The sequence below is a fragment of the Streptomyces sp. NPDC001536 genome (assembly GCF_042894505.1).
GTDB lineage: Bacteria > Actinomycetota > Actinomycetes > Streptomycetales > Streptomycetaceae > Streptomyces.
The window spans coordinates 345,575-364,690 of record NZ_JBIAVQ010000008.1 but is presented as its reverse complement, the minus strand read 5'-3'; the positions used below and the strand labels follow the sequence as shown (position 1 = coordinate 364,690).

17 protein-coding genes are annotated in these 19,116 nt (G+C 71.9%); 10 read left to right on the top strand and 7 right to left on the bottom strand.

Annotated features, from left to right (window positions below):
* Positions 1-167: 167 nt before the first annotated feature.
* From ACFY0U_RS23690 to ACFY0U_RS23680, 3 genes are all read left to right on the top strand, one after another.
* Complete coding sequence (locus tag ACFY0U_RS23690) at positions 168-1,154, top strand: SCO0930 family lipoprotein (RefSeq protein WP_388638860.1); 987 nt, start codon at positions 168-170, stop codon at positions 1,152-1,154.
* A 304-nt stretch (positions 1,155-1,458) separates the two neighbouring features.
* Positions 1,459-2,280, top strand: coding sequence for an SAM-dependent methyltransferase (locus ACFY0U_RS23685; RefSeq protein WP_388638858.1), 822 nt, complete (start codon positions 1,459-1,461; stop codon positions 2,278-2,280).
* The gene (locus ACFY0U_RS23680; RefSeq protein WP_388638856.1) at positions 2,277-4,412 is read left to right on the top strand and encodes a putative bifunctional diguanylate cyclase/phosphodiesterase; all 2,136 of its coding nucleotides are present in this window, start codon (positions 2,277-2,279) and stop codon (positions 4,410-4,412) included. The genes ACFY0U_RS23685 and ACFY0U_RS23680 overlap by 4 nt, the downstream gene beginning before the upstream one ends.
* Before the next feature lie 40 nt (positions 4,413-4,452).
* Here the strand turns inward: ACFY0U_RS23680 and ACFY0U_RS23675 are convergent, their stop codons facing one another.
* Both ACFY0U_RS23675 and ACFY0U_RS23670 read right to left on the bottom strand, forming a co-directional pair.
* Positions 4,453-5,163: a hypothetical protein gene (locus ACFY0U_RS23675; RefSeq protein ID WP_388638988.1), complete on the bottom strand. Its 711-nt coding sequence runs from the start codon at positions 5,161-5,163 to the stop codon at positions 4,453-4,455.
* Positions 5,164-5,185: 22 nt separating this feature from the next.
* Entirely contained in the window at positions 5,186-6,070 is an 885-nt protein-coding gene (locus tag ACFY0U_RS23670) for a LysR family transcriptional regulator (protein ID WP_046258338.1), read from the bottom strand.
* 120 nt (positions 6,071-6,190) lie between these two features.
* Between ACFY0U_RS23670 and ACFY0U_RS23665 the strand changes: the two genes are divergently transcribed.
* The 3 genes from ACFY0U_RS23665 to ACFY0U_RS23655 are packed head-to-tail and all read left to right on the top strand — an operon-like array spanning position 6,191 to position 9,560.
* Positions 6,191-6,862 (top strand): succinate dehydrogenase, encoded by a 672-nt coding sequence (locus tag ACFY0U_RS23665; RefSeq protein ID WP_388638854.1) that lies wholly within the window; start codon positions 6,191-6,193, stop codon positions 6,860-6,862.
* A gap of 2 nt (positions 6,863-6,864) precedes the next feature.
* Positions 6,865-8,814: a fumarate reductase/succinate dehydrogenase flavoprotein subunit gene (locus ACFY0U_RS23660; protein WP_388638852.1), complete on the top strand. Its 1,950-nt coding sequence runs from the start codon at positions 6,865-6,867 to the stop codon at positions 8,812-8,814.
* Positions 8,811-9,560, top strand: coding sequence for a succinate dehydrogenase/fumarate reductase iron-sulfur subunit (locus ACFY0U_RS23655; RefSeq protein ID WP_388638850.1), 750 nt, complete (start codon positions 8,811-8,813; stop codon positions 9,558-9,560). Before ACFY0U_RS23660 ends, ACFY0U_RS23655 begins: the two co-directional genes overlap by 4 nt.
* 76 nt (positions 9,561-9,636) lie before the next feature.
* Here the strand turns inward: ACFY0U_RS23655 and ACFY0U_RS23650 are convergent, their stop codons facing one another.
* Positions 9,637-11,622 (bottom strand): hypothetical protein, encoded by a 1,986-nt coding sequence (locus tag ACFY0U_RS23650; RefSeq protein ID WP_388638848.1) that lies wholly within the window; start codon positions 11,620-11,622, stop codon positions 9,637-9,639.
* 271 nt (positions 11,623-11,893) lie between these two features.
* Between ACFY0U_RS23650 and ACFY0U_RS23645 the strand changes: the two genes are divergently transcribed.
* The 4 genes from ACFY0U_RS23645 to ACFY0U_RS23630 are packed head-to-tail and all read left to right on the top strand — an operon-like array spanning position 11,894 to position 14,344.
* On the top strand, positions 11,894-12,661 hold the full coding sequence (locus ACFY0U_RS23645) for a GNAT family N-acetyltransferase (RefSeq protein WP_388638846.1): 768 nt from the start codon (positions 11,894-11,896) through the stop codon (positions 12,659-12,661).
* The gene (locus ACFY0U_RS23640; protein ID WP_388638844.1) at positions 12,661-13,467 is read left to right on the top strand and encodes a lysophospholipid acyltransferase family protein; all 807 of its coding nucleotides are present in this window, start codon (positions 12,661-12,663) and stop codon (positions 13,465-13,467) included. Before ACFY0U_RS23645 ends, ACFY0U_RS23640 begins: the two co-directional genes overlap by 1 nt.
* Positions 13,468-13,483: 16 nt before the next feature.
* Complete coding sequence (locus ACFY0U_RS23635; protein ID WP_388638842.1) at positions 13,484-13,885, top strand: helix-turn-helix domain-containing protein; 402 nt, start codon at positions 13,484-13,486, stop codon at positions 13,883-13,885.
* 48 nt (positions 13,886-13,933) lie between these two features.
* Complete coding sequence (locus ACFY0U_RS23630; RefSeq protein ID WP_351676509.1) at positions 13,934-14,344, top strand: VOC family protein; 411 nt, start codon at positions 13,934-13,936, stop codon at positions 14,342-14,344.
* Here ACFY0U_RS23630 and ACFY0U_RS23625 read toward each other — a convergent pair.
* Genes ACFY0U_RS23625 through rpmF form a run of 4 tightly spaced genes read right to left on the bottom strand, consistent with a single transcriptional unit; the run spans position 14,325 to position 19,091 of the window.
* Complete coding sequence (locus ACFY0U_RS23625; RefSeq protein ID WP_388638840.1) at positions 14,325-16,688, bottom strand: ATP-binding cassette domain-containing protein; 2,364 nt, start codon at positions 16,686-16,688, stop codon at positions 14,325-14,327. The genes ACFY0U_RS23630 and ACFY0U_RS23625 overlap by 20 nt on opposite strands.
* 11 nt (positions 16,689-16,699) lie before the next feature.
* Positions 16,700-17,698 carry an LLM class flavin-dependent oxidoreductase gene (locus ACFY0U_RS23620; protein WP_388638838.1) on the bottom strand — a complete coding sequence of 333 codons (999 nt, stop codon included), beginning with the start codon at positions 17,696-17,698 and terminating at the stop codon, positions 16,700-16,702.
* A 49-nt stretch (positions 17,699-17,747) separates the two neighbouring features.
* Entirely contained in the window at positions 17,748-18,914 is a 1,167-nt protein-coding gene (locus ACFY0U_RS23615) for a GTP-binding protein (RefSeq protein ID WP_388638836.1), read from the bottom strand.
* A gap of 6 nt (positions 18,915-18,920) precedes the next feature.
* The gene (gene rpmF / locus ACFY0U_RS23610; RefSeq protein ID WP_353691126.1) at positions 18,921-19,091 is read right to left on the bottom strand and encodes a 50S ribosomal protein L32; all 171 of its coding nucleotides are present in this window, start codon (positions 19,089-19,091) and stop codon (positions 18,921-18,923) included.
* Positions 19,092-19,116 lie beyond the last annotated feature (25 nt).

The following is a 19,116-nucleotide window of genomic DNA, read 5'->3' as shown; positions in this document are numbered from 1 at the left end:
CCCGGGTACCGATGGATTGCCCCGAACGAGTGAGCGGCCCGTGTCACAGGCTCCCAAAAGAAAAATGTGCCTCCGCTGAACACAACAGCCACTTCCGTCCGTACTCATGGCCGTGCGGCGGCGCAGAAGGCGCGTCGCAACACCCGTACAACTTTGGGGAGTTGACGATGAAGACCTCCTGGCGGAGTGCATCGCTCGTGGCGAGCGCTGCGGCGGTGCTGGCGCTGACGACGGCGTGCGGCCAGGAAGCAGCCCCGTCCGCGAGCAGCCAGAACGTCGGCGCGACGGCCGCGGCCGGTGGCTACGGCAGCGCGGGCACCGGCATCGGATCCGGCCTGGGCAACGGGGGCGCGAGCCCCTCGGCTTCCGCTGCGGCCCCGGCCGCCTCCGCGGGCAAGCTGGCCGTCGTCACCAACCCCGAGCTCGGCAAGGTGCTGACGGACAGCGGCGGGCTGACGCTCTACCGCTTCGACACGGACACCGCCGAACCGCCGAAGTCCAGCTGCGACGGCGACTGCGCGACGACCTGGCCGCCCGTGCCCGCGGACGACGCCACGGCCGGCGACGGCATCGACAAGTCGCTGCTCGGCGAGGTCACCCGCTCCGACGGCAGCAAGCAGCTGACGATCGGCGGCTGGCCGGCGTACCGCTATGTCAAGGACGTCAACGCCGGGGACGTCAACGGCCAGGGTGTGGGCGGCAAGTGGTACGCGCTGGCCGCCGACGGCAAGAAGGCCGGCGGCGGCGGGGGCGGGGGCGGCGCCGAGGCGGCCGACCTGCCCGGGCTGTCCACCCGTCAGGACCCCAACCTGGGCGAGATCGTCGTCGACAAGAACGGCCACACGGTCTACCGCTTCATGAAGGACTCGCCCTGGCCGATGAAGACGGCGTGCACCGGCGAGTGCCTGGAGAAGTGGCCGGTCATCGCACCGGTCGACGCCGATGACACCAAGGGCATCAATCTGAAGGGGTCCGGTCCCACCGGGCAGGGCTACGTGGTCTTCGACCGGCCCGACGGACTGAAGCAGCAGACCATCGACTGTGTGCCGATCTACACCTTCGCCGGTGACAAGAAGCCCGGGGACACCAACGGCCAGGGCGTCGGCGGCACTTGGTACGCCATAACGCCTGACGGCAAGCCGATCAAGAAGTAGGCCGTCTCCCCTGGGCCGAACAGCCCCACCCGTAAGTACCGAACCGCGGAAGGGAGGTCCGAGGCGACAGCGGAGTCCCGGACCGCACGCACCGCGCGCGGTCCACCGGCCCGCCCCCTGCGCACCGCACGCGGGGGGCGGGCCGTTTTGCCTTGTTTCAGCGGGAGTTGGGCATGGTCAACCCGGCACGTGCCGCAGGCAGTGACCGGGAACGGACGGTCAATTTCCGGTTCCGCTCGCTCCTTTGGCAGGCGATCAGTAGCCTCAGCTCGAACACCGGATCGCCTACGCCTTGGAGAGATAGATGGAGCGTCCCGCCTGGGCCCCACGGAGCATCGACATCTCGGTGCCTAGCGTCTCGCGGATCTATGACTTCTACCTGGGCGGTTCGCACAACTTCGAGGTCGACCGCGAGGCGGCCCGCAAGGCGATGGAGTTCATGCCGGGACTCCCCAAGATCATGCAGGCGAACCGGGCGTTCATGCGCCGCGCGGTGCGCTTCGCCGCGGACCAGGGCATCACCCAGTTCCTGGACATCGGTTCGGGCATCCCGACCTTCGGCAACGTCCACGAGGTGGCCCAGTCCGCCAGCCCCGGGGCGCGGGTCGTCTACGTCGACCACGACCCGGTGGCGGTCGCCCACAGCGAGGCCGTCCTGCGCGGCAACCCGGACGCGGGCGTCGTCGCCGCGGACCTCCGCAAGCCCCAGGAGATCCTCGCGAGCGCCGAAGTACAGCAACTGATCGACCTGAACCGGCCGGTGGCGCTGCTTCTCGTTGCCATACTGCACTTCGTGGAAGACGAGGACGACCCGTACGGTGCGGTGGCCGAGCTGCGTGACGCGCTCGCGCCCGGCAGTCTGCTGGTGCTCACGCATGCCTCCTACGAGGGAATCCCGCTGCCACCCGAGCGGGCCGCCGGCACGGTCGACGTGTACAAGGACATCCGCAACCCGCTGATCATGCGCTCGCGCGAGAACATCGCGCGGTTCTTCGAGGGGTACGACATGGTGGAACCGGGACTGGTGCCGATGCCGCGCTGGCGGCCGGAGTCGGAGACCTGGGACCCCGACGACGAGGATCCCTGGGCCTTCTCCGGGTTCGCCGGCGTGGGGCGTACCGCGTGATCGCCGAGCCGGACGGGCCGGAGGGAAGACTGCGCCGGTTCGCGACGATCTGGAGCCGGGCCGTCTTCCCGGTGACCACGACGTCCTCGACCCGGCCCGAGTTCGAGGAACAACTGCTGCCGCTGGCCCGCCGGTTGAGCGAGGCGCTGCGGGCGAGGACCTTCGACGCGGACGAGGGCCGCGCGCTCGGCGCCGCGCTCGTCACGGTGCACTGCACCGACCCGGAGGCGCTCAGCCGGACCCTGGACTGCGTCGACGCCTACCTCGTGCTGTACTGCGGCGGCGACGGCGCCCAGGAGGACCTGCGGGTGCGCGCCTCGCGGCTCCAGCACGCCATGGCCGCCGGGTTCGCCGCGGCGCTGCGCGAGCGGACCCTGGCCGAGCAGGAGGCCATCTCGGCGGCCGCGTTGAAGGCCCAGGGCGTGGTGGCGCAGGCGCTGCACGCGAGCGAGGCCCGCTTCCGCGCGGTCTTCGAGGGCGCCGCCATAGGGATCGGCATGGCCGACCTCGACGGCAACATCCTCCAGGTCAACGAGGCGCTGCTGCGGATGTTCGGCATCTCCGAGCAGATGATGCGCGGCCGCAACGTCATGGAGTGGACCCACCCCGAGGACGCGCCGCAGACGTGGACCCTCTACGACGAACTGGTCCGCGGCGAGCGCGAGCACTACCACCTGGAGAAGGCGTTCTCCCGCCCTGACGGAACGGTCCTGTGGACCAATCTGACGGTCTCCCTGCTCCGGGACGCGGACGGCAACCCGCAGTACCAGCTCGCGCTGATGGAGGACACCACCGAGCGCCGGCTGCTCAACCTGCGGCTGCGCTACGAGGCCACGCACGACGCGCTCACCGGCCTGCCGAACCGCACGTTCTTCTTCGAGCGGCTGGAGAAGGCGCTGGGCGCCGGCGAGGGCCAGCGCTTCGGCCTGTGCTACCTCGACCTGGACGGCTTCAAGACCATCAACGACAGCCTCGGCCACGCGGCCGGCGACCGGCTGCTCGTCGAGGTCGCCGACCGGCTGCAGTCCTGCGCGACCGCGCCCGGTGAGATGGTCGCCCGTCTGGGCGGTGACGAGTTCGTCGCGCTGACGACGGGGACCGACACCGAGCGCGAGGTCGACGAGCTCGCCTCGCGGATCATGCACGCGCTGCTCGCCCCGGTCAGCGTCGACGGCCGGGAGCTGACCGTGCGCGGCAGCATCGGCATCGTCGAGGGCCCGGCGGGGGAGCGCAGCGCGGCGGAGGTGCTGCGCAGCGCGGACATCACGATGTACCGGGCCAAGGCCTCGGGCGGCAACCGCTTCGAGCTCGCCGACGAGGAGGCGGACGCCCGCGCGATCACCCGCCACGGGCTCACCACGGCGCTGCCGACGGCTTTGGAGCGCGGTGAGTTCTTCATCGAGTACCAGCCGCTGGTGCACCTCGGCGACGGCAGCGTGCGCGGCGCGGAGGCGTTGGTGCGCTGGCTGCACCCGCAGCACGGCGTCCTCGGCCCCGACCGCTTCATCCCGCTCGCCGAACACACGGGCCTGATCGTCCCGTTGGGCCGCTGGGTCCTTGAGCAGTCGGTCCGCCAGGCCCGCGCGTGGAGAGAACGGCACGAGGAAGCGGGTCCGCTCCGCATCAACGTCAATCTCTCGCCGTGCCAGCTCACCCACCCAGGACTGGTGCAGGACACGGTGGACATCCTGGAGCGCGCGGGCGTGGAGCCGGACGCGCTGTGCCTGGAGGTCACCGAGTCGGCGCTGATCGGCGCGGACGACGACCTGCTGAAGCCGTTGCGCCGGCTGGCCGAGATGGGCGTCGACATCGCCCTGGACGACTTCGGCACCGGCTACTCCAACCTCGCCAACCTGCGCCGCCTCCCGGTGAGCATCCTCAAACTGGACCGCTCCTTCACCCAGAGCATGCAGCAGTTCCCGGCGGACCCCGTCGACCTCAAGATCGTCGAGGGGATCGTCTCCCTGGCCCACAGCCTGGACCTCGCGGTCACGGTCGAGGGCGTGGAGACCGGGGCCCAGGCCGAACAGCTGCGGATACTGGGCTGCGACACGGCCCAGGGCTGGTACTACGCCCGCCCGGGCCCGCCGGAGCGGCTGCACGAGCTGGCGCTGGTGGACGCGACGGGCTGAGCCGCCACGGCCGTACGGCGGCGCGGGACGGGGCGAGCCGTCACGACCCCGCGCCGCCGGGCGGCCGCACCCGCGTCAGCGCCCGCCATCGCGCGGCCTCCGCCGTATGCGAGCCGGTCGCGGTGGCCCGCGCGACCGGACCCGGCACGAGCGGGCCGCCCTTCCGGGCGAGCAGGGTCAACGGCCACACGGGGGTGCCCGGTTCGCCCCCGTCGAAGGGCCACCACTCCCACGGCCCGTCGAACCGCCAGGCCCGCCCCGCGGCGTCCGCGATCTCGTCGCCGGGTTCGAGGAACGCGTAGGGACGCAGCAGGAGTTCGCAGACGAGGGGGATGTCGTCCTCGGGGTAGAACTCCTCGCCCTGCTCGTCGAACTCCCCGGGCTCCGGGTCGCGGGCCACACCGGCCTCCAGCACCGTCACGCACACCGTGGGGCGGGGCAACCGTCCGGTCTCCAGCGGCGGGTCGAAGCGGTCGACGCGGATGACGTGCACGACGGTCGGGGGGATCCCGACCACGCAGGTGTCGCCCGTGGTGAGCCGGTCCGGCGGCGGATCGGTGCGGAAGAGGGAGCGGTCGCCGGGAGTGGTGGCGAGCGGCAGGGCCACCTGCCCGTTCCAGTGGATCCAGTCGCAGTCGGGGTCGCGCCGCCACCAGGGCCAGTCCAGGCCGATGTGGTCCCGGGAGACGCACGTCACCGTGGCCGGGGTGTCCGGGCAGCTCACGCGCAGTACGTCGCCCGGCCGGTACATCGGATCCAACGGCCCCTCCGTCTCAGCGTTCCAGCAACATACGCTGCAACTCCCGCGCCGCCCGCGGCGGGGCCACATCGCTGCGGTGGGCCAGCGCGATGGTCCGGTGCAGTCCCGGCCGGGCCAACGGGGTGACCCGCAGCCCCCGCCCCGACCGGGCCGCCACCATGCGCGGTACGACGGCCACGCCCAGCCCCGCCCTGACGAAGCCCAGGACCGCGTCCATCTCGCCGCCCTCCACCGCGAAGTCCGGCTCGAAGCCCTCGGCGCGGCATGCGGCGACCGTGAGTTCGCGCAGGTCGTAGCCGTGCCGGAACATCACCAGACGCTCGCCCTCCAGGTCGGCGATGCGTACCGTGCGCCGGCCGTCGCCCGGCTTGGGCGCCTCCGGGGACGACACCACGACCAGGTCCTCCCGCAGCAGCTCCACCGTCGTCAGGGCCGGTGAGGGGGTCGGCAGCGGGAGGACGACCAGGGCGAGGTCGAGGGCGCCGCGGGCCAGTTCCCGTACGAGGTCGTGCGAGCCGCCCTCCTCGATCATCAGCCGGATACCGGGATAGCGGTCGTGGAAGGCGCGCAGCACATCGGGGAGCAGACCCGTGCACAGGCTCGGTGTCGCACCCAGGCGCACCCGGCCGCTGCGCAGCTGCACCAGCTCCTGCACCTCGTGCCGGGCCGTGTCCGCGTCGGCGAGGATCCGCCGGGCCAGCGGGAGCAGGGCCTCGCCCGCGTCGGTGAGCGTGATGTTGCCCCGGGCCCGCAGGAACAGGTCCGCCCCGAGCTCCCGCTCCAGCGCCTTGATCTGCTGGGACAGGGACGGCTGCGCGACATGGACGAGGTCGGCGGCCCGGGTGAAGTGCCGGGTCTCGGCGACCGCCACGAAGTACTGGAGCTGCTGGAACTGCATCCTCGTACGATAGCCCCTGCCTATCGAATCAAGCCGGACCATGTCTTGGACCGATCGGGCCCTTGGGCCCTAGCGTCTTGGGTCATGGCTCTGGCAACGCGGACGGACCGACGACCGTCCATGGCACGCACCATGTGGGACAGCTCCCTCGGCAAGAAGACCGTGATGGCGGTCAGCGGGCTGATCATGCTGATGTACCTGGTCGTCCACATGATCGGCAACCTGAAGATCTTCTTCGGGCCGGGCGAGTTCAACCACTACGCGCACTGGCTGCGCACGCTCGGCGAGCCCTTCATGCACTACGAGTGGACGCTGTGGCTGATCCGGGTGGTGCTGGTCGTCGCGGTGGTCGCCCACGCGACCTCGGCGTACCAGCTCAGCCGCCGCGACATCAGGGCGCGCCCCACGAAGTACGTGCACAAGAAGGCGCGGGCCAGTTACGCGACGCGGACCATGCGGTGGGGCGGGATCATCCTCGGCCTGTTCATCATCTGGCACCTGCTGGACCTGACGACCGGCACCGTGCACCCGGGCGGCTTCCAGGAGGGGCGGCCGTACCAGAACGTCGTGGACACCTTCTCCACCTGGTACGGCAACGTCATCTACATCGTGGGGATGCTCGCCCTGGGCCTGCACATCCGGCACGGCTTCTGGAGTGCCGCCCAGACCCTCGGCGCCGGCAATCGCACCCGCGACCGCGCCCTCAAGGCCACGGCCGACATCCTCGCGCTGCTGCTCACGGTCGGCTTCATCGCCGTACCGGTGGGCGTCATGACCGGAGTGGTGAGCTGAACATGACTTCCTTCACGGACTACGGGACCGGCGAGCCGGTCGTCGACGCCAAGGCCCCCTCCGGCCCCGTCAACGAGCGCTGGGACAAGCGCCGTTTCGAGGCCAAGCTGGTCAACCCCGCCAACCGGCGCAAGCACACCGTCATCGTCGTCGGCACCGGCCTCGCGGGCGGCTCCGCGGGTGCCACGCTCGCCGAACAGGGCTACCACGTCGTCCAGTTCTGCTATCAGGACTCCCCGCGCCGCGCCCACTCGATCGCCGCGCAGGGCGGCATCAACGCGGCGAAGAACTACCGCAACGACGGCGACTCCGTCCACCGGCTCTTCTACGACACCGTCAAGGGCGGCGACTTCCGGGCGCGGGAGTCGAATGTGCACCGGCTGGCGCAGATCTCGGTCGAGATCATCGACCAGTGCGTCGCCCAGGGCGTGCCGTTCGCCCGGGAGTACGGCGGTCTGCTCGACACCCGCTCCTTCGGCGGCGTACAGGTGTCGCGGACCTTCTACGCCCGCGGTCAGACGGGGCAGCAGTTGCTGCTGGGCGCGTATCAGGCGCTGAGCCGGCAGATCGCCGCGGGCAACATCGAGATGCACCCGCGTACGGAGATGCTGGACCTGATCGTCGTCGACGGGAAGGCGCGCGGGATCGTCGCCAGGGACCTCGTCACGGGGAAGATCTCCACCTACTTCGCGGACGCCGTCGTCCTGGCGAGCGGTGGCTACGGCAACGTCTTCTACCTGTCGACCAACGCCATGAACTCCAACGCCACCGCCGTCTGGCGGGCCCACCGGCGCGGCGCCTACTTCGCCAACCCCTGCTTCACCCAGATCCACCCCACCTGCATCCCGCGCACCGGCGACCACCAGTCCAAGCTCACGCTGATGAGCGAGTCGCTGCGCAACGACGGCCGGATCTGGGTGCCCAAGGCCAAGGGCGACACCCGTCCCGCGAACCAGATCCCCGAGGACGAGCGCGACTACTACCTGGAGCGCATCTACCCGTCCTTCGGCAACCTCGTCCCGCGGGACATCGCCTCCCGCGCCGCCAAGAACGTCTGCGACGAGGGACGGGGCGTCGGGCCCGGCGGGCAGGGCGTCTATCTCGACTTCGCGGACGCCATCGAGCGGATGGGGCGCAAGGCCGTCGAGGCCAAGTACGGCAACCTCTTCGACATGTACCAGCGGATCACCGACGAGGATCCGTACACGGTGCCGATGCGGATCTACCCCGCCGTGCACTACACGATGGGCGGGCTGTGGGTCGACTACGACCTCCAGACCACCGTCCCGGGCCTGTTCGCGATCGGCGAGGCCAACTTCTCCGACCACGGCGCGAACCGGCTCGGCGCCTCCGCGCTGATGCAGGGCCTGGCGGACGGCTACTTCGTCCTGCCGGCCACCATCAACGACTACCTCGCCCGCAACCCCCACCAGGACACGGTCACCACCGAACACCCCGTCGTCCAGGAGGTGTTGGCGGAGACCGAGGACCGGCTCCATCTGCTCCTGTCCGTGGACGGCGACCGCACGCCGGACTCCTTCCACCGCGAGGTCGGCGAACTGATGTGGGAGTTCTGCGGCATGGCCCGCACCGACGCCGGTCTGCGCAAGGCCCTGGAGCGCATCCCGCAGATCCGCGAGGAGTTCTGGCGGCGCATCAAGGTCCCCGGCACCGGCGAGGAGTTCAACCAGTCGCTGGAGAAGGCCAATCGCGTCGTCGACTACCTGGAGCTCGCCGAGCTGATGTGCCTCGACGCACTGCACCGCGCCGAGTCCTGCGGCGGTCACTTCCGCGAGGAGTCCCAGACCCCGGACGGCGAAGCGGCCCGCAGGGACGAGGAGTTCGCCTACGCGACCGCCTGGGAGTTCACCGAGACCGGTGCCGCCCCCGTTCTGCACAAGGAAGACCTGGTCTTCGAGTACGTCCATCCCACTCAGCGGAGCTACGCATGAAGCTCACCCTGCGCGTCTGGCGGCAGAAGAACGCCGACGCCGAAGGCGCCATGTCCACGTACGAGGTGGACGGCATCTCCTCGGACATGTCGTTCCTGGAGATGCTCGACACCCTCAACGAGGAGCTGATCCTCAAGGGCGAGGACCCGGTCGCGTTCGACCACGACTGCCGCGAGGGCATCTGCGGCGCGTGCTCGCTGGTCATCAACGGGGACGCGCACGGCCCCGAACGCACCACGACCTGCCAGCTGCACATGCGGTCCTTCCAGGACGGCGACACGATCGACATCGAGCCGTGGCGGGCGTCGGCGTTCCCGGTCATCAAGGACCTGGTCGTCGACCGGACCGCCTTCGACCGGATCATCCAGGCCGGCGGCTACGTCACCGCGCCGACCGGTGCCGCGCCGGAGGCCCATGCCACGCCGGTCCCCAAGCCGGACGCCGACTTCGCGTTCGAGCACGCGGAGTGCATCGGCTGCGGGGCCTGTGTCGCCGCGTGCCCCAACGGAGCCGCGATGCTCTTCACCTCGGCCAAGGTCAACCATCTGAACGTGCTGCCGCAGGGCGCGCCCGAGCGGGAGACGCGGGTGCTGGACATGGTGGCGCAGATGGACGAGGAGGGCTTCGGCGGCTGCACGCTGACCGGCGAGTGCGCGACCGCCTGCCCCAAGGGCATCCCGCTGGTGTCCATCACCGGCATGAACAAGGAGTGGCTGCGGGCCACGCGCAAGGTGGCGAAGCGGTAGCGCCCCTCACCGACCGTTCGCCGTCCAGCGCGGACGGGCGGGACCGGGCGTGGTGCTCGACCCGGTCCCGCCAAGTTCACCCGGCCAGCGCCTCGTCGATCAGCTCGCGGAACTCCTCGTCCTGGAGGATCGCGCGGTAGTCGCCGTACGCGGACAGACGGCGGTCCTCGTCGCGCAGGCCCCGCAGGGCGTCCCGTACCGTCGGGCCGATCGCACGGAAGCGGATCAGCGTCCGCAACGCCGTATGGAACAGCCCGTAGTACTCGTCCCCCGCGACGAACGAGAGAACCTGCTGCTCCAGGATCGGCCGGGCGGGCTCGGGTTCGCCCGTCACCGTCCAGAGGGCGGCCGCCACCTCCACCCGGGTCCGGTCCTCGGCCTCCGCGAGAAGGCGCCGCAGCTCGTCGGCGTACGGCTCGGCCCGGCGGCCGAAGCCGGCGAGCCAGGCGTACGGGAAGTACGGCGGCTCGCCCGGCTTCGGCAGGGTCTCCGCGAGCGTCCGGAGCGTCTCGGCCGGGTCCGCGCCGCCGATGCGCCACAGGATCCACTGCAACCACCGGTGGTTCCCCGGTGGTTCGAGGGCCATCCGCTCGCGTACGGCGGGCGCGGCGGCAACGGCCGCGGGGCCCATCGCCGCCAGAGCCTCGGCGGCGTCGTGCCGGCGGAAGTCGTCCGCCAGGTAGGCCGTGACCTCCGGCAGCGCGGGCAGCGCGACCGTGCCCCAGGCCTTGAGCGTCGCCAGGAGGTCGGCCGGCACCCAGCCGGGCAGGTCGGGGTCGGCCAGTTCCCGCCGCAACTCCTCCCGTACCGCCGGCAGGAGCGTGTCCGCGTGAGCCCGGAGCGGGCCCAGGAGGTCCGCGAGGTCGGGGCTGCGCGCGTCGCTGAGGACGTAACCCCGGTCCTGGCGCCCGCGCCATGTCGCGCACAGTCCCTCGACCAGGCCCGGCAGCGCCCGCGCGTCGTTCATCCGGGCCAGCGCCCAGCGGGCGAGCTCGCCGACGGTGCCTTCCAGGAACTCGTCCTCCCCGGGGTCGTCGAGCAGCGCCGCGAGCGCGTCGGCGTGGGCCGCGGCACAGGGGCCGAGGGCGGCGAGGAGGTGCACGGCCCGGTAGCGCACGGCGGGGTCGGGGTGGTCCAGGAGACCGCCCGCGAGCGGGAGCAGCGCGGCTTCGACGGACCGCCGACGGGTCAGCAGCCGCCAGGAGTGATCCAGCACGGCCAGCAGCAGGTCGGTGTCCTCGGCCGGGTCCGCCGCCGCGGCCAGCCGGGTCAGGAACGCGGTCGCCTCGGCGGGCGTGTCCTCGAACAGGACGGCTGTCCAGAAGGCGACCGCCTCGCGGGTGTACGGGTGCTCCACGTCCGGCCGGTACCAGACGGCCTCCCGGCGTGCCCGTATGGCGGGATCGACGAGGTCCGCCAGCAACTGCTCCCGCTCCCGCAGCGCGATCCCCGGGTCCGTCTCCGAGACGGCGTGCACGGCCGCGACCCGTACGACGGGGTCGTCGTCGCGGAGTGCCTCGGCCAGGACCGCGCGGGCCTCGGTGTCCTCGGGGAACCGGGCCAACGTGAACAGCACGGGCAGCCGTACCGACAGGTCCGGCTCGGCCCGCCACCGCTCCAGCAACCGGGCGGAACCCTCCGCGAGGGGCACGGCATGTCGTCGTACCACCGGATCAGGGTCCGTGAGCAGGGCTTGGATCGCCGGGCGCTGCTGTTCCCAGGCGTCCGGCCAGCCCGGGTCCACCAGGTGCGGCGCGCAGTGTTCGGCGTTCCGGGCCAGGCTGCCCAGCAGCTCCACGAGTGTCGCCCGTGCGCCCGTGCGGGGGTCGGCGGCGAGCGCCACGACGAACGGCAACGTGGCCGTGGCCGCCGAGCTGACACCGCTCCCCTCCAGCGAGAGGCCGGAGAACAGCGGCGCGCAGTCGTCCTCGGTCGAGGCCGGACCGCTGCTGAGGAGATGGCGCAGTACCCGGTGCACCTCCTTGGCCGACGCGGTCGGGTACACCGCCACCAGCCGCTCCCACGGCAACGCGTCCAGGGCCTGTACCGACACGTCCCCCACGCGTGTGCCTCCGTCCCTCGTGATCAGCTCCGAAAGGGAGACGGCCCTCCGGGTCCGGAGGTTGCCCCCGTCGGCCATCTGTCCGACACCGGCCCGTCGACGGAGTCCGGCACCCCCGACACCCGGCCCGAGCCGTTCAACCTCCCCACATCAGAGCTCCCGGAACCGGTCACGTACACGCCAATCGGCGTAGGAAGAACAGAGGGTGCGGGCCGGATCCACCGGCCCACCGGGTGCCGTCCCCGAACCGGCCCGTGACCTGGAGTGAGCCATGACCGCCGTATCCGCTCTGGACTCCCCGCCCCTCTCCGCCGCTCCCACCCGCTACACCGTCACCCTCGCCCGCGACGAGTCCGACGTACGCGCCGCCCAGCGGCTGCGCCACGACGTGTTCGCCGGGGAGATGGGCGCCCTGCTCTCCTCCCCGCAGCCGGGCCACGACATCGACCCCTTCGACGCCTACTGCGACCACCTGCTCGTCACCGACACCCGCACCGGCCAGGTCGTCGGCACCTACCGGCTGCTGCCGCCGGAGCGGGCCGCGGTGGCCGGACGGCTGTACTCGGAGAGCGAGTTCGACCTCACCCGCATCGACGCCCTGCGCCCCGGCCTCGTCGAGGTCGGCCGCTCCTGTGTGCACCCCGACCACCGCGACGGCGCCGTCATCGGGCTCATCTGGGCCGGCATCGCCCGCTACATGGTCGACCGCGGCCACGAGTGGCTGGCCGGCTGCTGCTCGATCCCGCTCGCGGACGGCGGCGCGCTCGCGTCGGCGACCTGGGAGCGGGTGCGCGACAAGCACCTCGCGCCGGAGGAGTTCCGCGTACGACCGCTGCTGCCCTGGGTGCCGGGGGAGGCAGGAGGTGCCCGCACCGAACTCCCCGCCCTGCTGCGCGGCTACCTCCGCCTCGGCGCCTGGGTGTGCGGGGAGCCCGCCCACGACCCGGACTTCGGGGTCGCCGACCTGTATGTGCTGCTGTCGATGCGCCGGGTCAACCCGCGCTATCTGCGGCACTTCCTCTCCCTCGTACCGGCCTGATGAGCGTCTGGCTGCCCAGCGCGCCCTGCACCCCCGGGGCGTGTGTGGAGCCGGCGGGGTCCGGCACGGCGCTACCGCGCGCCGTGCTGCGGCTGGCGGCGGTCATGGTCCTGGTGCTCGCCGGGGTCGTGCTGTCGCCGCTCGGCGGGCTGATCCCCGCCGGGCCGGTGAGGCGGTGGTGCCGGTGGATCGTACGGGCCGCGGGCGTCCGGGTCCGTGTCACCGGCGCCGCCGCGCCCACCGGCGGACTGCTCCTGGTCGCCAACCACATCTCCTGGCTGGACATCCCGCTGCTCGCCGCCGTGCGCCCGGCCCGGATGGTCGCCAAGAACGAGATCCGGCAGTGGCCGGTGGCGGGTCCCCTGGTCGGACAGGCGGCCGTGTTCATCGACCGGGACCGGCTGCGCGCCCTCCCGGACACGGTCGCCCGCATCGCGCAGGCCCTGCGCGAGGGCCAGGCGGTCGCGGTCTTCCCCGAGGGCAGCACCTGGTGCGGCCGCGCCCAGGGCACCTTCCGCCGGGCCGTCTTCCAGGCCGCGCTGGACGCCGGGGTCCCCGTCCAGCCGGTGCGTCTGCGGTACCGGTTCGACGGCGGCACGGCCAGCACCGCGCCCGCCTTCGTCGGCGAGGACACCCTGCTCGCCTCGGTGTGGCGGGTGGTGTCGGCGCGGGGGCTGGTGGCCGAGGTGGAGGTCCGGGACGTCATCCCGCCCGGCAGCCACGCCGACCGCCGCTCGCTCGCGCTGGCCGCGCAGCCCACGGCCTCGCCCCAACCCGGCTGGATCCACTCGGCGCTGGTCGCCTAGGTGATGTGATGGCGGGGTGAGCCGCGCCGCCGAAGAGACCAACCGCCGTATGCTGCGGGCCCGGGACGCCATGGACCGCGCCTACGCGCAGCCGCTGGACGTCCCGGCCCTGGCCCGGATCGCCCATGTGTCCCCGGCGCACTTCACCCGCACCTTCCGTGCCACGTTCGGCGAGACACCGCACCGCTATCTCCAGCGGCGTCGTGTCGAGCGGGCGATGTTCCTGCTGCGGGAGACCGACCGCAGCGTGACCGACATCTGCTTCGCGGTCGGCTTCGGCAGCCCGGGGACCTTCAGCCGCACCTTCCGCGACATCGTCGGCCGGTCACCGAGGACGTACCGCAGACAGGCCTCGGCGATCGCCGTGCCGACGTGCTTCACCAAGGCGTGGACCCGGCCCAGGGACGCGGCCGACTGAGCAGTTTTGGATAAGTTTTCGCCGCGCCCGCTCGGTAGCGTGAGGCGCATGTTCACCGCCATCACACACTCACAGATCTACGTCCTCGACCAGGACGAGGCCCTCGACTTCTACGTCGGCAAGCTCGGCCTGGAGGTCCACACCGACGCCGACCTCGGCTTCATGCGCTGGCTCACCGTCAACGTCCCCGGCCATCCGGACCGGCAGATCCTGCTGGAGCGGCCGGGGCAGCCGGCGCTGTCCGAGGAGACGGCGGCGCAGGTCCGCGATCTGCTGACCAAGGGCGCCATGGGCGGCCACCTCATCTTCAGCACCGACGACTGCCGCAAGACGTGCGAGACCCTGCGCGGCCGCGGCGTCGAGATCACCGACGAACCCACCGAGCGCCCCTACGGCATCGACTGCGGCGTACGCGACCCCTTCGGCAACAGCATCCGCTTCACCCAGCCGAACGACTAGTCACGCCGGCCGGCGAACGGAGCGCCGCGGCCAGATACGCCGCCGTGGCGCTGCCCTTCGCCCGGGCCACCTCCGCCGGCGGCCCCGCCGCCACGATCCGGCCGCCCGCGTCGCCGCCGCCCGGTCCCAGGTCGATGACCCAGTCCGCGCCCGCGACGACGGACATGTCGTGCTCGACGACGATGACGGTGTGTCCGGCGTCGACGAGTCCGTGGAGCTGGCGCATCAGGACCTCGACGTCGGCCGGGTGGAGGCCGGTGGTCGGTTCGTCGAGGAGGTAGAGGGTGTGGCCGCGGCGCCCGCGCTGCAACTCACTGGCCAGCTTGATGCGTTGGGCCTCGCCACCGGAGAGCTCGGTGGCGGGCTGGCCCAGCCGCAGATAGCCGAGACCCACGTCGAGCAGGGTGGCGAGGCTGCGGGCGACGGCCGGGGTGTCGGCGAAGAACTCCGCCGCGGACTCCACCGTCAGGTCCAGCACCTGGGCGATGTTCCGCCCCCGGTACGTCACGTCGAGCGTCTCGGGGTTGTAGCGGGCCCCGCCGCAGTCCGGGCACGGTGCGTACGTGCTCGGCAGGAACAGCAGCTCGACGCTGACGAACCCCTCGCCCTGACAGGTCTCGCAGCGGCCGCCGGCCACGTTGAAGGAGAACCGGCCGACCCCGAAGCCGCGTGCCCGTGCCTGGTCCGTGGCCGCGAACTCCTTGCGGACGACGTCGAAGAGGCCGGTGTAGGTGGCCAGGTTGGAGCGCGGCGTGCGTCCGATCGGCCGCTGGTCGACCGAGACGAGCCGTCCCACGCCCGCCGACTCCTCGGTGATCTCCCCGATGAGCGTCGACTTCCCCGACCCGGAGACGCCCGTCACCGCCGTGAAGGCGCCGAGCGGGAACTCCGCCGTCACCCCGCGCAGGTTGTGCCGGGTGACGGGACCGACCTTCAACTGGCCTTTCGGGGAGCGCACCTCCCGTACGGGCGCGGGGGAGCGGCCGAAGAGGAACCGTGCCGTCTCCGATTCCTCGACCGCGGCCAGGTCCGCCACGGGACCGCTGTGCAGCACCTCGCCGCCGTGCTCACCGGCCCGTGGACCCACGTCCACCAGCCAGTCCGCGCCGCGCACCACGTCGAGGTGGTGCTCCACCACGAACACCGAGTTGCCGGCCGCCTTCAGCCGCTCCAGCACCGTCAGCAGCGCCTCGGTGTCCGCCGGGTGCAGCCCGGCGGAGGGCTCGTCGAGGACGTACACCACCCCGAACAGTCCGGAGCGCAACTGGGTGGCCAGCCGCAGCCGTTGCAGCTCACCGGCGGACAGGGTGGGGGTGGAGCGGTCCAGGCTGAGGTAGCCGAGGCCGAGTTCGAGGACGGGGGCGATACGGGACGCGAGGTCGTCGGTGAGGACGCGTGTGGTCTCGTCGACGGCGAGCAGATGGCCCATGAGCTCCGTCAGCGGCAGCGCCGCGAGCTCGGCGATCGTCCGCCCCGCGAAGGTCACCGCGAGCGCCTCCGGCCGCAGCCGGCTGCCGCCGCACGCGGGGCAGGGCGCGCTGCTGAGGAACCGCTCCGCCTTCGTGCGCAGCGTCGGGCTCTTGGAGTCCGAGAAGGTCTTCATCACATAGCGCCGGGCGCTCATGTACGTGCCCTGGTACGGGCGTTGGATGCGGTCCGCGTCCCGTACCGGATGCACCGTGACGACCGGCTGCTCGTCGGTGAACAGGATCCACTCCCGCTCCTCGGCGGGCAGCTCGCGCCACGCCCGGTCCACGTCGTACCCGAGCGCGTCCAGGATGTCCCGCAGGTTCTTCCCCTGCCAGGCACCGGGCCACGCCGCGATCGCGCCCTCCCGGATCGACAGCGACGGGTCGGGGACCAGCAACTCCTCGGTCGTACCGTGCACTTGACCCAGTCCATGGCACTCCGGGCACGCTCCCGCCGCCGTATTGGGCGAGAAGGCGTCCGAGTCGAGCCGCTCGGCCCCCGGCGGGTGGTCACCGGCCCGGGAGAACAGCATCCGCAAGGAGTTCGACAGGTTGGTGACCGTCCCCACGGACGAACGGGACGTCGGCGCCGCACGACGCTGCTGCAACGACACCGCGGGCGGCAGCCCGGTGATCTCCCCGACCTTCGGTGCCCCCACCTGATGGATCAGCCGGCGGGCGTACGGTGCGACGGACTCGAAGTACCGCCGCTGCGCCTCGGCGTAGATCGTCCCGAACGCCAGCGAGGACTTCCCGGACCCGGAGACCCCGGTGAACACGGCCAGTACGTCCCGCGGGATGTCGACGTCCACACCCTTGAGGTTGTGCTCTCGGGCGCCGCGGACTCGGACATACAGGTCATGTGGGTGGTGCATGAGGGGGAACTCTAGTCGGAGACGATCGAGGCGAGCCGTCGGTAGGAGTCCAGCAGCGCGTCACGGTCGTAGCCGCTGGTGGTGACGAGGACCTCCTGGGCGCCCGTCTCCTTCAGCACCGTCTCCAGCTCGTGCGCCACCTGCTCCTCGGTGCCGGCGATGTGGCCGGTGAGGCCGGATTCGTAGAAGCCCCGCTCCTTCGCGGTCATGGCCAGGGACTCGACGCGCTCGGCGGGCGGCAGGGGCGGGAAGGTGCCGCGGGTGCGGGAGTGGGCCATGGACCAGGCCTCCGGGACCAGGAGGCGGCGGGCGCCTTCGGGGGTGGCGGAGACCGCGATCGAGCCGGAGATCACGACGTACGGCTCCGGCGCCCAGGGGGAGGGGCGGAAGTGGGTGCGGTAGCGGTCGATGCCGCGCCGCATCCTCTCGCGGTCGCGGAGGTCGCCGATGACCATGGGCAGGCCCGCGCGGGCCGCGATCGAAGCGCCCTCGCCCATCGCCAGGACGAACGGCGGCACGGTCAGCCCCTCCGCGGGGCGCGCGTGCACACCGGTCGGGGAGGTGCCGCGGAACCAGCCGAGCAGTTCGTCGAGCTGGCCCTCGAAGTCGTCGGCGTCGTCCTTGCCGCGGCCCAGCGCCTTGCGCACACCGTCGGTGAAGCCGACCGAGCGGCCCAGCCCCATGTCGATGCGGCCCGGGAAGAGGGACTCCAGGACGCCGAACTGCTCGGCCACGACCAGCGGCCGGTGGTTGGGCAGCATCACGCCGCCCGTCCCGACCCGGATCGTCCGCGTCGCCCCGGCCACGGCGGCGGCGAGCACGGTCGGCGCGGAACCGGCGACGCCGGGCACCCCGTGGTGCTCCGAGACCCAGAAGCGGTGATATCCGAGCCCCTCCAGCTCCTGAGCGAACCGCACGGTGTCGCGCAGCGCCTCGGCGTTCGAGTGGCCCTCGCGGGTGCGGGACCGGTCGAGGACGGAGAAGCGGGTGGCGGCGGTCAGGTGGCTCACAGGGGGTTCAACGCCGCGGACGCCGTGACATTCCCGGCGTCACCCGGTGTCAGGGCGCGGCTACGGCGTGCTCGTGCTCGCAGGTGTCGTCGATGCCGTACGTGTCCCAGGCGGGGAAGGGGTCGGCGGCCGGGACGCTCTCCTCCGGGGCCATGAGACAGGCCGCGAGGGCGCTGTGGAGCCGTGCGGCCTCCAACCGCGTACCGATGAAGACCAGTTCCTGTGCGTACGGCGCCTCCTCGTCGCGCGCCGCCGACGGTTCGAAGCGGGCCACCGAGCCGGCCTGGGACCACAGACCTGTGACGTGGGGGCGGCTGGCCAGGGTGAAGAAGCCCTTGGAGCGGAGGATCCGGCCGTACGCGCCGCCGTCCAGATGCTCCGTCACGAACGTCCACAACCGGGCCGGGTGGAAGGGGCGTTCGGAGCGGAAGACCGTGGAGGAGACGCCGTACTCCTCGGTCTCGGGGACATGCTCGCCGTTGAGTTCCTGGACCCAGCCCGGCGCCTGCTGCGCGCGGTCCAGGTCGAACAGGCCGGTGCCCAGGACCTGTCGGAGGTCCACGCGGGCGTGGTGCGCGTCGACGATCCGGGCGACGGGGTTGAGTCGGCGCAGTGCCGCCCGCAGCCGGGCCGCGGCGTCCACGTCCACGAGGTCGAGCTTGTTGAGGACGATGACGTCCGCGAACTCGACCTGGTCGACCAGCAGATCGCTGACCGTGCGTTCGTCGTCCTCGAAGGGGGCCAGTCCGCGCTCGGCCAGTTCGTCGCCGCTGTCCAGCTCGGGCAGGAAGTTGGCCGCGTCCACGACCGTGACCATGGTGTCCAGGCGGGCGACGTCCCCGAGGGTGGCCCCGTCGTCGCGGGCGAACGCGAAGGTGGCCGCGACGGGCATCGGTTCGGAGATGCCCGACGACTCGATGAGCAGGTGGTCGAAGCGGCCCTCCCGGGCCAGCCGGTCCACCTCCTCCAGCAGGTCGTCGCGCAGGGTGCAGCAGATGCAGCCGTTGGTCATCTCGACCAGGCGTTCCTCGGTCCGCGACAGCGCGGCCTCGCCGCCCCGCACCAGCGCGGCGTCGATGTTGACCTCGCTCATGTCGTTGACGATCACGGCGACGCGCAGGCCCTCGCGGTTGGCGAGGACATGGTTGAGCAGCGTGGTCTTGCCCGCCCCGAGGAATCCGGACAGGACGGTGACCGGCAGTCGGTCGTGCGGCATCGGGGCTCAGCCCTCGGGGCGCAGCAGGCCGCGTTCGTAGGCCTTCACGAGGTTCTGCGGTACGAGGTGACGGACGCCGTCGATGGTGACGGGCACCAGGGACGGCGTGGTCGCCTTCCACTGCGCGCGGCGGTGGCGGGTGTTGCTGCGGGACATCTTCCGCTTGGGGACAGCCATGACAGGGACCTCCTCGGTGGGACGA